We start from the raw sequence: 12,829 nt of genomic DNA, 5'->3' as shown, positions 1-12,829 counted from the left end.
AAAAATCCCGGGACCTGAAACATATATTTCAGGTCGGCCGAAAGTCCTGATCCCGACGCGAGCAGGTAGGCGCACATCGCCCCATAGCGACGCTCATGCGACCGTGTCCCGAGGGTGCTGCCTTGTGCCCGGTGGTGTCCCGACGCAGTATTGAAAGATGTCTTTCACGTCCCGAGCGGACTCCGTCGCCGGCCCCGGACGGGTCCCGATCACCGATGTGCGCGTCCTGGGCGCCTTCGCGCACCCCCTGCGCCTCCGCCTGCTGCACCACCTCATGCGGAAGGGACCGGACACCGCGAGCCGCTGCGCGGAGGCGGTCGACGACTCGGCCTCCAACTGCAGCTACCACCTCCGCCTGCTCCACCGGTACGGACTGGTGGAGCGCGTCGAGGCGGAGGACGGCTCCGACGCCCGTGACCGGCCGTGGCGCGCGGTCGCCACCGGTTTCGACTTCCTGCCGGACGGCCAGGGCCCCGAGTCGCTCGCCGCCCACTCGGCGGTCGTCGGGGCCGAGCTGGGCGAACTCACCCGACTCGTGCGGCACTTCCTTGCCGACTTCGGCTCACTGGAGGAGCCGTGGCAGCGGGCGGCGGTGTTCGACTCCTACGCGCTCGCCCTCACGCCGGACGAACTCCTCCACCTGACCTCGGTGATCGACCTGCTGGTACGCCCGTACATCATCGCCAACCGCCGTGACGTGCCGCCCGACGCGGCCGAGATCAGCTTCAGCGTCCAGGCGTTCCGCCGGCCCAAGGAGCAGAGCTGACCCCCGTCCGGAACTCCGCGAACTCCCCGATACGCAACCCGCGCTTCCGCACCTTATGGGCGGCCGGGCTGCTCGACGACACGATCGACTGGATGCTGGTCACCGCCATCCCGATCTTCGTCTACCGCATGACCGAGTCGGCGATGACGACGTCCCTCGCCTTCCTGATCGAACTCGCCCCGGGCGTCCTCGTCGGCTCCCTCGCCGGGATCGCCGCGGACCGGTACGACCGCAAGAAGCTGCTGCTCGTCTGCACGCTGCTGCACGCGGCCCTGGCGGCCCTGCTCCTTCCGGTCACCTCCGGCGGCCAGCTGTGGCTCGTCTACGCGGTGATCGCGGGGCGCGCGGTGTGCGCGCAGTCCGTCCTGACGTCGAAGAACGCGCTGCTGCCCGACCTCGTGGAGCCCGGGCAGAGCGCGGCGGCCAGCAACCTGGTCGTCCTGAACTCCAACCTCGGCCGCCTGGGCGGCAGTCTGCTCGGCGGCATCGTGGTCGCCGGGGGACTGCGCCCGGTGGCGGCGGGCTCGGTCGTCGGCCTGCTCCTGACGGCCGGCGTGGTCAGCCGGATCCGCCGGCCCGAACGCGCGCCGGTCCGGCCCGGGCCGGAGGCGGCCGCGACCGGGAGCGCGCCGGCCGGACCGATGGCCACGTCGGCGTCCGCGGGCTCGGCGGCCGACGAGAGGGCCCAGCGCGCCGAGGCGGCCGACCCCGCGGCTGCCGGGGGCCCCGGCCGGATGTTCCGGCACTGGCGCGAAGGCGTCGCGGTGATCACCGACGACCGCCGCCTGCGTGTGTCCTTCCTCGCGGCCATCCTCTGCGCCATAGGACAGGGCCTGTTCGTCGTCCTGTTCGTCGTCTTCGTCGCGACCACCCTGCACGGCACCGACGCCGAGATCGGCCTGCTGCGCAGCATCCAGGGCATCGGCGGCGTCGCGGGCGGCCTGGCGCTGGGCTTCCTGGGCACCCGCGTGCACCCGAGGCCGCTGATCACCTGGGGAGCGCTGTCCTTCTCCGGACTGGCGCTGCTGATCTGGAACGCCCCGATGGTCACGACCGCGTTCGGCGTGTACGTCGCACTGTTCGCCGTGGTCGGCCTGCCCGGTGGCGTCTACTACGCCGGGGTGCTCGGGATGGTCCAGCAGCGGGTCCCCGCCGACCACCTGGGCCGGGCCCTCGGCTTCTTCTCCACCGTGTCCAACGGTGCGCAGGCCATCGGCATGGCCCTCGCGGGCCTGCTCGCCGACCACCTGGGCCCGGTGCCGCTGCTGAACGCGCAGGCCGTGCTCTACCTGGCCGCCGGCCTGATGGCCCTGCTCGTACTGGGCGCCCGCAACACCCCGGAGACCCCGGCGACCGCCCCGACCCCCACCCTCGCGCAGGCACCGCTGCCCGACCCCCACGGATAGCACCGCGGCCCGTACCCAAAAAGGGCGAGGTCCGAAGACCTCGCCCGCCCACCTCGGAAGAAAACTCAGCTCACGGCCACACCAGGCAGTACGGCTGGTGCCCCGCCTCATGCAGCCGGTGCGAGAAGTCCTGCCACTCGTGCAGCGATTGGGGGCAGGAGGGGGCTGACCTGGGGTTTCGCGGGGGGATGTGCGTTGACCTGGGGAAACTCCTCTCGGTAGTTCTCATAGGTCAACGCCGTTTCCCAGGCTCATGTGCCCTGGATGTGCCCTCGCCCTGTCTGCAGAACCGGCAGGCAAGCGCCGATCTCGGCCACCAGCCTGCTCAGCGCAGACGTGAGGCTGTCTTGCTCGCTGTTTCTGATCCTGGTCACATGGTCATTGGCCTTTGATGGGATGCGAAACGGGGGGCGCGTGAGCGGCTTACAGGTCTCCGTATGGAAGCGCTACGGACATGACCGTCTCTACGTGAATCAGTCGGACGGCAAGAAGGTCGCATGCTTCGATCGCCGCACGGGGTATCTGGAGCTTCTGGTTGAGGAACAGCGGGACGCGGTACTTGATGTCCTTGCGCCCTATCTCACTGCTTCTTCTTCGCCAGTAGTGCACAAGGCGCTGCGTTCTGAAGACGACCTTGCCGGGAACAGCCCGGGAGACGCGCTGCAGATGAAGGTGGACGAGCTAACGCCCGGCTTCTGGCGGTGGGCGTTGGCCAGGCTGTCCGGTCGGCGTCTGGAGGTGGACAGCTGGCGCGCAGGACTGGCGGGCGAGCGCCGAGTGGGAGCGGAGCTGGAGCGGCTGGCGCGGCGAGGAGACTGGCGAGCGCTGCATTCCATACCCCTGGGCGGTGACGTCGACATCGACCACGTCCTGATCGGTCCGGGCGGAGCCTTCTGTTTCAACACCAAGCGCCATCGTGGAGCGAGCGTCTGGGTGGGCGACGATGCTGTCCGCATAGGCGGCCGGTCGTACCCCTACGTGCGAAAGAGCCGAGCCGAGGCGCGACGGGCCGCTGCCGCGCTGACGACTGCGTGCGGCTTTCCCGTCGAGGTTCAGCCGGTGCTCGCCTTCGTCGCGGCGGCGCGGCTCCAGGTGGTGCCGTCGCTCCGGGACGTGCGTGTCCTTCAGGAGCGCGACATAGCTGCGTTCAGGCACCTCAAGACCGCCTGGCGACCGGACCAGGTCGAGGCGGTGTACGAGGCGGCACGTGATCGCCGTACGTGGATTCGCTCTTGACGGTTGGCCGAGTTACAGCCAACTTTCGCGGAATGTGGCCTGTTCGCGTCATTACTCGCCGGTCCCTGTTGAGGGCGCCGCTTCTCTCCTGCATCCTGGAAGGCTTTCTGTCGAGCCATGATCTGGGGGGATAGATGTCTCTTCACTCTGCACTCCGTGCGAATGATCCGGAGGCGGTCCACCGAACGCGCCAACTCATCGAATACATGCGCGAAATTGTTCGCGGGTCGTACAAGCCGGTGCGGGACTGGCAGAAATATCCGGAGGTTCTCTGGCTCTCCGGGCTGCCGGACGACAAGCTCCGGCAACGCCCCGACAGCGACCAGACGCTGCTCAAGGTGGCCCACCGCCCGCCGCGCCCGGCTCCTGTCCTGCCCGAGGTGCTGGCGGGGTGGGTCGACCCTGAGGCCGCCGCCACTGCGACGCCAGAAGCCCCGCCGCTGGCCGAGTCGGGACCGGGCCAGGGCTGGCAGGAGGACGAGAACGGAGACCTGTTCGAGGTCTTCGAGATCCGCCGGGAGGACGCGCACGACGTGCTGCGCGCCTACGGGCGATGGCTCGACGCGTGGCGCAAGTGGTCGGAAAAAGAGCTCGTCGACCGGCCGTACCGGGAACTCCATCAGCAGCTGTACCGAATGGCGACCAGGATTCAGCAGGACGGCGAGGAATACGAGGCGGTACTGGGAGCCGGATTCCTGACCATCGGGGCCGCACGCCCGTCCGCGCGTATCGCCCGGCACATTCTGACGGCGCCGCTGGTTCTCACCGTGAATTCGGCGGACATGTCCATCACCGTCGCACTCGCACCCGGAGACCCCGCGCGGCTAGAAGACGGCGAGTTCCTCGGCGCGGACGAGGGCTACAGCACCCGTCTGCTGAGCCCGCTGCGGGACCGTGTCGATGCGGACGGATTTCATCCGCTGTCCCGTGACTGCCAGGACATGCTCGCCGACTGGTCGGAGAGGGCGTTCGGCACCGATCGCGCGGCGGCGTTCCACCGTGGCTGTGGCCGCCCGTCCGTCGACCCGATGCTGCCGGTGCCCACGCTCGGGTTCGCGCCGGCGATCATTCTCCGCCAGCGCGGCCAGGGCGCCCTCGTGAACTTTTACGACGGCATCGCGAACCGCCTCGCCCAGCCCGGTGCCGTCGCTCCCCTGGGTCTGGCCCAGTTGCTGTACCAGCTGGAAGCGGAGGACCGCAGGCTGTGGGGTACGGCGGGGGGGCGTGACGTGCCGCCCGCGCTCGGCCCCGACCCGCTGTTTCCGCTGCTGTCGAACGAAGCCCAACGGGATGTACTGAGGCGCCTTCAGACCGATACGGGCGTCGTCGTCCAGGGACCGCCCGGCACCGGAAAGACACACACCATCGCCAACCTGGTGTGTGCCTTGCTGGCAGACGGCAAGCGGGTGCTCGTGACGAGCGAGAAGGGCCAAGCGCTGAAGGTCCTCCGACAGCAACTGCCGGCCGAACTGCGCAGCCTTTGTGTCCTCCAGGGCGACCGGCGTCAGGACGGCAGCGACGACCTGGAACAATCCGTGCGTGCGCTCTCCCAGCTCAGTGCCACCCAGTCGAAGGAGCGTCTCGACGCGAGGATCAAGAACCATGAGGCGCTGCGCTCGGATCTGTCGGACACCTGCGCGCGGCTCCGTGACGAACTCCGCGCTGTTCGTGAGGCGGAGTGGTACGAACACCCTGACGTGGCACCCGGTTACCGGGGGCGGCTCGCGGGGATCGTGGAGACCGTCACTGCCGGTGCACCAAAGTACGACTGGATGCCCGCCTTGCCCGCTTCGGCACCCCGAGAACCTTCGCTGAGCCAGGACGAGGCACAACGTCTGCTGGGTCTGGTGTCCCGGCACGGAGCCGGAGTGCTTGATGAGTATGCCGCCCGTTGCCCAGACCCCGCAGACTTCGTCGCCCCCGTGTTGTTCGAAGAGGCGGTCAACGCCCTGGACGCCGCTCTGCGCGCCTGTACCGGACTGTCGTCCGACCCGCTCGCCCTCGAACTCGCCGATCAGGGAAGCGAATTGATTACGACGCTGGTCGAACTGCTGGACGCGGCGGAACACGCGCTGCAGAGCGAGGGCCTGCCGGGAGACCCGGCCGCCTGGCCGCCCGAGGAGTGGACCACGACCGCCTTGCAGGACGGGATGGCAGGTCGGCGACAGCAGTTGTGGGAGGGAGTACGCCAGTCGTCCGCCCGTGCCGCAGAGGTGCAGAGCGTGTTTCAGCACCTGCCCTTCACCGTGCTCGACATACCCGATGTGGCGCTTGCCGAGGAAGCGCGTCTGATCGCCGCTGGGAAGGACCTCGCACAGTACCTGCGCGGCGGCGGAAAGCTGCGCAAGCTGGCTCTGAAGCCGGTGCAGAAGGAAGCCGAAGTCCTTTTGCGGGACTGCCGGGTGGACGGACGGCAGCCCAGCACGCCGGAGGAGATCTCCGCTCTGGTGGCCCATCTTGCGGCTCGCCAGTGCGTCCGGCAACTGAACGAGCGCTGGCAGAGCGTCGGCGTGCCCGGGGCCGACGGCTCCACGGAGGTGGCTCTGTCGCAGCTGATGGACCGGGTGCCGACGCTCCGCGCGGTCGACAGGTTCACCCACTCCGTACGTGAGCTGCACGACGTCCTGCTCAGGGCCCGGATCAAGGCCACCGTACGCACGGCACAGCAGTGGGACGATGTCCGTACCTCGGCGAACGGTGCGGAACAACTGCTCCGCGCCCGTGCGGCAGAGGAGAGGCTGCGTTCCATCGCCGAGCAGCTGCCGCGGCCTGATGCCCGCGGAGTGGCCGAACTGGCGGAGGTGCACCGGGCCGTCACCGCCCGTGATCCGCGGGCGTACACGTCCGCGATCGACGCGCTGTCCGAGGCGTTCCACCGGGAGGCCGATCGCCGTCAGGCCCGCAAACTCCTGGACCGGCTGTCCGAGGACCATCCCGAACTGGCCCGGCGTTTCGCCGAGTCCCCGGCGGAGACGGCTTGGGAGACCCGCCTCATGGACCTGAACGGAGCCTGGGCGTGGCGGCGAGCGCGCACCTTCCAGGACACGATGCTGGCACCTGGCAGGGAAGCCAAGCTGGAAGGAGAACTGCAAGCAACCGAGGCGCAGTTGCGGAGGACCGTGACCCAACTGGCGGCCGACCGGGCGCTGTACCACTGCCTGGACCGGATGACGGCCGGACAGAAACAGGCACTGAGCGCCTACGCGTCGGCCACGGCGAACGCGGGCAGGGGAATGACGGCACTCGGCAAACGGCACCTGAAGGCCGCCCGCTCCGCGATGCGTGACGCGCGTGGCGCGGTCCCGGCATGGGTCATGCCGATCAAGCAGGTGGCCGAAATGATTGATCCCGAGCCGGACGCCTTCGACGTCGTCATCGTGGACGAGGCGAGCCAGGTCGGTCTGGACGGGCTGATGCTGCTGTGGCTCGCTCCGAGGATCATCGTCGTGGGCGACGACAAACAGTGTGTCCCGTTCTACACGGGTGGCAAGCACGAGCGGCTCAACGAACTTCTCGACTCGCTCCTGCCGCATCTCACCGACTGGCAGCGGGACGGGCTCAGCCCCAAGTCCAACCTCTACGACCTGCTGTCGGCGCGCTTCAGCGAGACGATCCGGCTCACCGAGCACTTCCGGTGCATGCCGGAGATCATCAAATGGTCCTCCGCCCAGTTCTATCCCGACAACGAACTCGTGCCGCTGCGCCAGTACGGAGCGGACCGGCTGCGACCCCTCGAAGTCGTCCATGTCCAGGAAGGCCACTGCGAGGGACGGCGAGAGACTCTGGTCAACCGGCCCGAGGCCGAACGCATCGTCGCCAAGCTGCTGGAACTCGCGGAGGACGAGGCGTACGCGAAACGGAGTTTCGGAGTCATCGTGCTCCGTTCCGGACTCCAGACAAGGCTGTTGGAGAACCTCATCGACACGCGGATCGACTCCCCGATCCGGGACCGGCACAACATCCGTGTCGGCACGGCCGAACAGTTCCAGGGAGACGAACGGGACGTCATCCTGCTCTCGCTAGTCGTCGACGCCCACAACATACGGCTCGTGAACGGCCCAGGTGACGGAAGGCGGTTCAACGTGGCCGCCAGCCGGGCCCGCGACCAGATGTGGCTGTTCACCTCCGTCACACCGGATCAGCTGAACAGCAGGGACCTGCGCCACTCCCTCCTCACCTACATGCAGGCGCCGCCGGAACTCCAGGGCACCTCTCCCGGCCTGTCCGCCGTCTCGCCCGACGAGCCGTGCGATCCGTTCGAGTCCCTCTTCGAGCAGCGGGTCTTCCGCAGGATCAAGGCACGTGGCTACCACGTCGTCCCCCAGTGGAAGGTCAGCGGCAAACGCATCGACCTCGTCGTCGTCGGAGAGACGGGCCGCCTCGCCGTGGAGGGCGACGGCAGTCCGTATCACTCCACCCCCGACCAGATCCGCGAGGACTACGAGCGGGAGCGCGAACTGCGCCGGGCCGGATGGCAGTTCTGGCGGATACGCAGCAGCGAGTTCGCCCTATCTCCGGAGGATTCGCTGACTCCGTTGTGGAAGCGCCTTGACGCTCTGGGAATCCGGCCTGGAGTCACCGAGGAGGTCCAGGGCGACTCGGGGAGCACTTGGTCCCCAGTAGAGATGGACGATGCCGACCTCACCAGCGATGAACTCGACGCCATGCTCGATGAGGATGCGTCCGTCTCTCTCGAAGGAGCCTGATGTGAACGAGATCTTCGACGACAGCACGCTGACGGAGATCGCCCACCTGATCTGTGGAGACGAGACGCCGCTGCTCTATCGGAAGGGGTACGAGATAGCCGCGTTCTTCCAGCGGGCGGGTTGGGACGACGTTCCGGAGTACGACGGCACACCGAGGCACAAGTGGACCTTGGATCTCCTCAGGGAGCGACAGGAGGACGGTACGGATGACGCCAGGCGAGCCGTCCTTCGCCTGGCGAATCGCCTTGAGTACTACAACCAGCAGCAGGAGTACCAGGCCATGCTGAAGCGGCTCAACGAGATACTCGTGCTCGATGGTCGCCGCGTCGGTGAGGACGGAGGCCAACCGGTCCTCGTCCGCTGCGAAGCCGGTTTCGAGGACGAGGTACGTCAGCTGCGGCAAGTCGAGCTGAAGGTCTCTGTGACGGAGGTGGTGAGCGACCCGGAACTCGCCGCCACCGTGCAACTCCGGTTGGATGAGGCACGCATCTGCTACCACCACGGCGCCTACACGTCGGCAGTCATCATGCTGGGCAGCCTGCTGGAGGGGGTGCTCGCGCATGCCGCGCAGACCCGCGCCGCTGGCGTACGCATGCCGAAGCCGATGCGGAACATGGGGCTGAAAGACTTCCTGGACTTCGCGTACGACAACGAATGGATCGAGCATGATGCCAAACTGGCCTCGGAGCTTATCCGGCAGTGTAGGAATCTCGTGCATCCCCTGGCGGAAAAACAGAACGGACACAGCCCAAACCGCGACACGCTCGACATGTGCTGGCCGGTCGTGAATGCCACGCTGAACGATCTCGCGGCAACGGCGGCAACGCCTCCTGCTCCTCCTTCTCCACGTGCGTCGGCAGACCAAGCTCGTGGTCGCAATCCCAATACCGCCGCGCAACGACCAACGCCTGCCTCTGTCGCTCGTCGCCGTCCGGGTGGGGGAACAACGGCAGGCACTTGAACCATGGGTGCCCAATCCAGCGTGGGCGGAGAAGCGCGGAGTAACAACGGCTGATGCCGCGTGCACGATACCCGTGTCGTGGCTTGGCGCGTCCGCCTGAACCGTCCCCGATACCAGCACCTAGCGTCTACGGCATACTGCCCCGGATGACGCGAGCGTCGTCGCCTGCTCCGCCATTCGCAACTTCCAGGGCGCCGGGTCTACTTCAGCAATCTCCTGCCACAGTGCCGCCGTGGCGGAGCTGAACGCTGCGAGTGCTTCGGCCTTTGCGTCCCGCCAGGACGGAAACCGACTAGCGAAGGTGAGCGCCTCCTCCACGGAATGCCCGGCGTCCATGAGCTGGAGGAGAAGGGCGCTGGGGTCGATCCAGGCCGCCCCTCGGGTCGGCCAGGCCCAGTCGATGAGCCGCGCACGGTCACCGGTGATCAGAACGTTGTCTGGGGCGAAATCGGTGTGTAGGAGAGCGTTGCCCTCGAAATAGTGCAGGGAGCCCGGCGGGGCGTAGTCCGCCCATCGGTCGACAGCGTCCTTGATCCCGACGTCGGCCGGGGCCGTGACTGCTTGTAGTTCGGTGAGCGCGGCTTCCACGAGCGGCAGGTCGGGTGAGCCGGGCGCGTAGTCGGCGTGGCGGCCGTCGACCACCTCGTAACCGAGAATGCTCCAGCCATCGAACTCCAGGTGCCAGTACAGGCGTGGGCAGGACGCCGGAAGATGCGGGGCGATCGCCGCCTCGCGGCGCTGTGCACCGACCTGGGGGTTGTCGGTCGGGATGCCCTTCACGAAGACCCTGCCGCTTTCGGTCTCCAGGACGGAGGCGATGCCGGAGTTCATGCCGCCCTGCGCGGTGGCCGTCTGGTGGACGGCGCCGGTTTTGTCGGCGATGGCCTGGCGGATGCCGGCGGGGAGCTGCTCGAAGGGGATGCGGGACATGGACACGCGCGGTTCCTCATGGGGTGCTCAGGCGCGGGGGAGTGCCGCCCCGTCCAGAGTACGGCCGGGGCGGCACTCAAGGGGTGGAACAGGATGGCGGTACGGGCGCCACCCGTGGTCGATCTAGTAGGGCTGGTCGTCACCGGCCGAGCAGCTGCACTCGGCGCCCTCGGCAGCCTCGTCCAGGTCGGAGACGATCTCGAATTCGTCGTCCTTGATCAACGCGGTGGTCAGCGGCACCGGCAGAACACCGGTCGGGCCGTCCGTCGGGCGGCGGCCGATGGTGAGCAGCACCGGCTCGCTGGGCGAGGTCAGGGTTGCGGTGGGCGGAGTCATGATCCGTAACCTCCATGCTGGCAGTAGAGCTCTCGTCGGTCCCCCGCCTCCTGGTAGAGCCTGGCCAGCGGTCGGCACGTGCGACATGTGCTGACCTTCGTGCAGCCGGAGCATCCACCGGTGCGGAGCTGTAGGGACTCGGCGACCGCGCCGAGTCGGGGGAGGGCTTCGACGCCCTCGGTGATGAGGTTCACGCTCGGGTCGCGGCCGACCTTGCAGATCGACGCGATGCCGTGCGGGTTGACGTGGAAGAACGTGTGGCCGGCGTTGCAGCCGGTGAAGACGCTCCGGGCCTTGAGATGCCCCAGTGCCTGCGTCGCCAGGGGGTTCGCCTCACCGTCGATGGTGGGCGACATGTTCGTGAAGACCTGGTGCGGGAAGCCATACGACTTCGCGAGGTGCACCATCGCTTCTGTCTCGTGCGCATTGTCGTCCGAGACGATCACGTTCAGGCGGACCGGCAGCCTGTCCTCGCGGGCGGCGTCCAGGCCCATCAGGAACCGGCCGAACGCCCCGCGGTTCCGCGTCACCTTGTCATACGTCTCGGCGGTGGCACCGTAGACGCTCAGGGTCAGTCGGTATGGCCGGTGGCGGGCGAACAGGTCCCGGATTGGCTCCTTCCGCAGCGAGGAGCCATTGGATGAGACCTGGACCATCATCCCGAGCCGGTGGGCGTACTCGTACGCCGCGCCGAACTCGCGGTCGATCAGCGCCTCACCGCCGGTGATCTGCAACCACAAGACCCCGGCGTCCCTCAGCGTCTGCAGTAGCGCCTGCTTACCGGCCCAGTCCAGGCCCTCGAATCGCTTCTCCCCGAGGTAGCAGAATTCGCAGTCGTAATCACAGCCGAGGTTGATCTCCCACGACGCCTTGCCGTACCCGTACCGGGACCGCTCGCGGACGAGCACGACGTTCCCGACCGGCGACGCGGGCAGCTCGGTCCCCCACGCTTCCCGCGCCGCGTCGGCCAGCCAGTCCGGGACGGATCGGCCTTCCGCGCCGGCGGCCCGCAGCTCCTTGTAGCGGACCTCCGGGATACGCACGCCGGCTGCCCGGCCGGGCTGGACGAGGAGGTACTGAGCGAGAAACGGGCTGGCCACGAGCCGCGGAGCTGATTTGGTCCCCCGCCTCTCCGCGCTGGTGTTCGTCACGGTCATGGCATCTCCACTGGTTGGGTATGAGCGGTCGGGCTTGGTAGTGGGCGGCGATCAGGTTGGCCGCCAGCTCAGCCGGTGGAACCCGCGCCAAGCGCGGGTCAGGGGTGTGATCCGTGCGTGTCGAGGCGGTCACGTCGATCGCGAAGCCTTATGAGGCGGACACAAGCACGATCAGCAGTGGTCCGGCGTAGCGGGCACCCTGCGTGACCTGGGCGGTGAGACGATCGTTTACGGCTTCCACCAGCCCCTCCACGGGCGGGTGATGATCTCCCGGTACGTATGGTGCGAGGGATTGCGGCCACCGTGCGTGAACACCCAGCTCTGCGGTTCGGCGAAGTCGCTGCCGGGCGGCGAGGTCTCGCCACAGACCGCGCACTGCATCGCGTACGTGGTGGGCTCTGCGTCGGGTTCCCGGTCGGGCTGGAGGGTCCACTCCTGGTGGCGCAAGATCGTGCGGCTGGTCATCGAACCGTCTCCAGAGCTGTGGCGACGTAGGGGTGCTGGAGAGCAGCGCGGAGGGCATCCGTGTCGGTGAGGGTGTCGTCGTCAGGCAGCTCGCACCACCCGCCGAACCAGTCGTCGAGCAGCTCCAGGCCGGGTGCAACGAGCCAGGAGTTCGTGGAGAGAAGCCGTACCGGCAGATCGTCCCAGCCGGTTGCGGTGCCGGTCGGGACGGCGTAGTAGAGACGCCGGTTGGGCCTGTCGTAGAGCACGGGGCCGACGGAAGTACCGATGCAGCGCAGGTAGGCCAGGGCTAGGAGGCCGATCTCGGCGGAGGTGCGCACGACGTCCCAGCCGTCGCCGACCTTCAGCAACCGCAGCCCCGGCACGTCGTTCACCAAGGGAGCCCTTCGCAACGCATCGCGCACGGACATCACGCATCCCCCTGCGGCCGGAAGCTGTGGCTCGCGCCGAGCGAAGAGGTGGATTCGGTGGTGGGCGTGAGGCGGCGGACCACGATCAGACGAGCGCCTGCTGCTGTTATCTGCCGCCTGCGCTCGGTACCGAGGCCCTTCGGGCCGAGGTGGCTGAGAGCTGGCACCACGGCACCGTAGGCATCGGGGAGTTCGAGCGCGTCGAGCAGACCGACGAAGGCGGGGGAGCGGATGATCACCGTGGAGTCGCGTTCGGTGAAGACACCGCACAGGGCCAGTTCGTGCCGGTCGCAGTACTCGATGAGGCAGTCGACGAGCGCCGCATGGCGGGGCCGCCCGCCGGTGACGTGGCGTAGGTAGCCGAAGACCTGGGGGAAGGCGACGGGGTGGCGTTCGGTGATGAGATCGTCGTCCATGCCCACAGCGTCGGCCGTCGTGAACGGCCTCGAAATGACC

The 12,829-nt window shown here is 68.0% G+C and carries 11 protein-coding genes; 5 read left to right on the top strand and 6 right to left on the bottom strand.

What is annotated here, in order from left to right:
- Nucleotides 1-157 precede the first annotated feature (157 nt).
- The 5 genes from AB0G52_RS20800 to AB0G52_RS20780 all read left to right on the top strand — a co-directional run bounded on the left by AB0G52_RS20800 (nt 158) and on the right by AB0G52_RS20780 (nt 9,075).
- Complete coding sequence (locus tag AB0G52_RS20800; RefSeq protein ID WP_361337761.1) at nt 158-766, top strand: helix-turn-helix domain-containing protein; 609 nt, start codon at nt 158-160, stop codon at nt 764-766.
- Nucleotides 763-2,172 carry an MFS transporter gene (locus tag AB0G52_RS20795; protein ID WP_361337813.1) on the top strand — a complete coding sequence of 470 codons (1,410 nt, stop codon included), beginning with the start codon at nt 763-765 and terminating at the stop codon, nt 2,170-2,172. The genes AB0G52_RS20800 and AB0G52_RS20795 overlap by 4 nt, the downstream gene beginning before the upstream one ends.
- Before the next feature lie 468 nt (nt 2,173-2,640).
- Complete coding sequence (locus AB0G52_RS20790) at nt 2,641-3,408, top strand: nuclease-related domain-containing protein (RefSeq protein WP_361337759.1); 768 nt, start codon at nt 2,641-2,643, stop codon at nt 3,406-3,408.
- Between the two features lie 533 nt (nt 3,409-3,941).
- Complete coding sequence (locus AB0G52_RS20785; RefSeq protein WP_361337757.1) at nt 3,942-8,114, top strand: AAA domain-containing protein; 4,173 nt, start codon at nt 3,942-3,944, stop codon at nt 8,112-8,114.
- Between the two features lies 1 nt (nt 8,115).
- Nucleotides 8,116-9,075, top strand: coding sequence for a hypothetical protein (locus tag AB0G52_RS20780; protein ID WP_361337755.1), 960 nt, complete (start codon nt 8,116-8,118; stop codon nt 9,073-9,075).
- Nucleotides 9,076-9,195: 120 nt separating this feature from the next.
- Here the strand turns inward: AB0G52_RS20780 and AB0G52_RS20775 are convergent, their stop codons facing one another.
- The 6 genes from AB0G52_RS20775 to AB0G52_RS20750 form a co-directional block, all read right to left on the bottom strand.
- The gene (locus AB0G52_RS20775) at nt 9,196-10,005 is read right to left on the bottom strand and encodes an aminoglycoside phosphotransferase (RefSeq protein WP_361337753.1); all 810 of its coding nucleotides are present in this window, start codon (nt 10,003-10,005) and stop codon (nt 9,196-9,198) included.
- Between the two features lie 123 nt (nt 10,006-10,128).
- Nucleotides 10,129-10,341 (bottom strand): hypothetical protein, encoded by a 213-nt coding sequence (locus AB0G52_RS20770; protein WP_361337752.1) that lies wholly within the window; start codon nt 10,339-10,341, stop codon nt 10,129-10,131.
- Nucleotides 10,338-11,498 (bottom strand): radical SAM protein, encoded by a 1,161-nt coding sequence (locus AB0G52_RS20765; RefSeq protein WP_361337750.1) that lies wholly within the window; start codon nt 11,496-11,498, stop codon nt 10,338-10,340. Before AB0G52_RS20765 ends, AB0G52_RS20770 begins: the two co-directional genes overlap by 4 nt.
- A gap of 228 nt (nt 11,499-11,726) precedes the next feature.
- Nucleotides 11,727-11,963 (bottom strand): hypothetical protein, encoded by a 237-nt coding sequence (locus AB0G52_RS20760; protein ID WP_361337748.1) that lies wholly within the window; start codon nt 11,961-11,963, stop codon nt 11,727-11,729.
- Entirely contained in the window at nt 11,960-12,337 is a 378-nt protein-coding gene (locus AB0G52_RS20755) for a hypothetical protein (RefSeq protein WP_361337746.1), read from the bottom strand. Before AB0G52_RS20755 ends, AB0G52_RS20760 begins: the two co-directional genes overlap by 4 nt.
- 35 nt (nt 12,338-12,372) lie before the next feature.
- Complete coding sequence (locus tag AB0G52_RS20750; RefSeq protein ID WP_361337744.1) at nt 12,373-12,789, bottom strand: hypothetical protein; 417 nt, start codon at nt 12,787-12,789, stop codon at nt 12,373-12,375.
- Nucleotides 12,790-12,829 lie beyond the last annotated feature (40 nt).

The sequence above is a fragment of the Streptomyces sp. NPDC021562 genome (genome assembly GCF_040640875.1).
GTDB lineage: Bacteria > Actinomycetota > Actinomycetes > Streptomycetales > Streptomycetaceae > Streptomyces.
The sequence above is the reverse complement of the archived record's forward strand: the minus strand, read 5'-3'. Positions and strand labels throughout refer to the sequence as shown.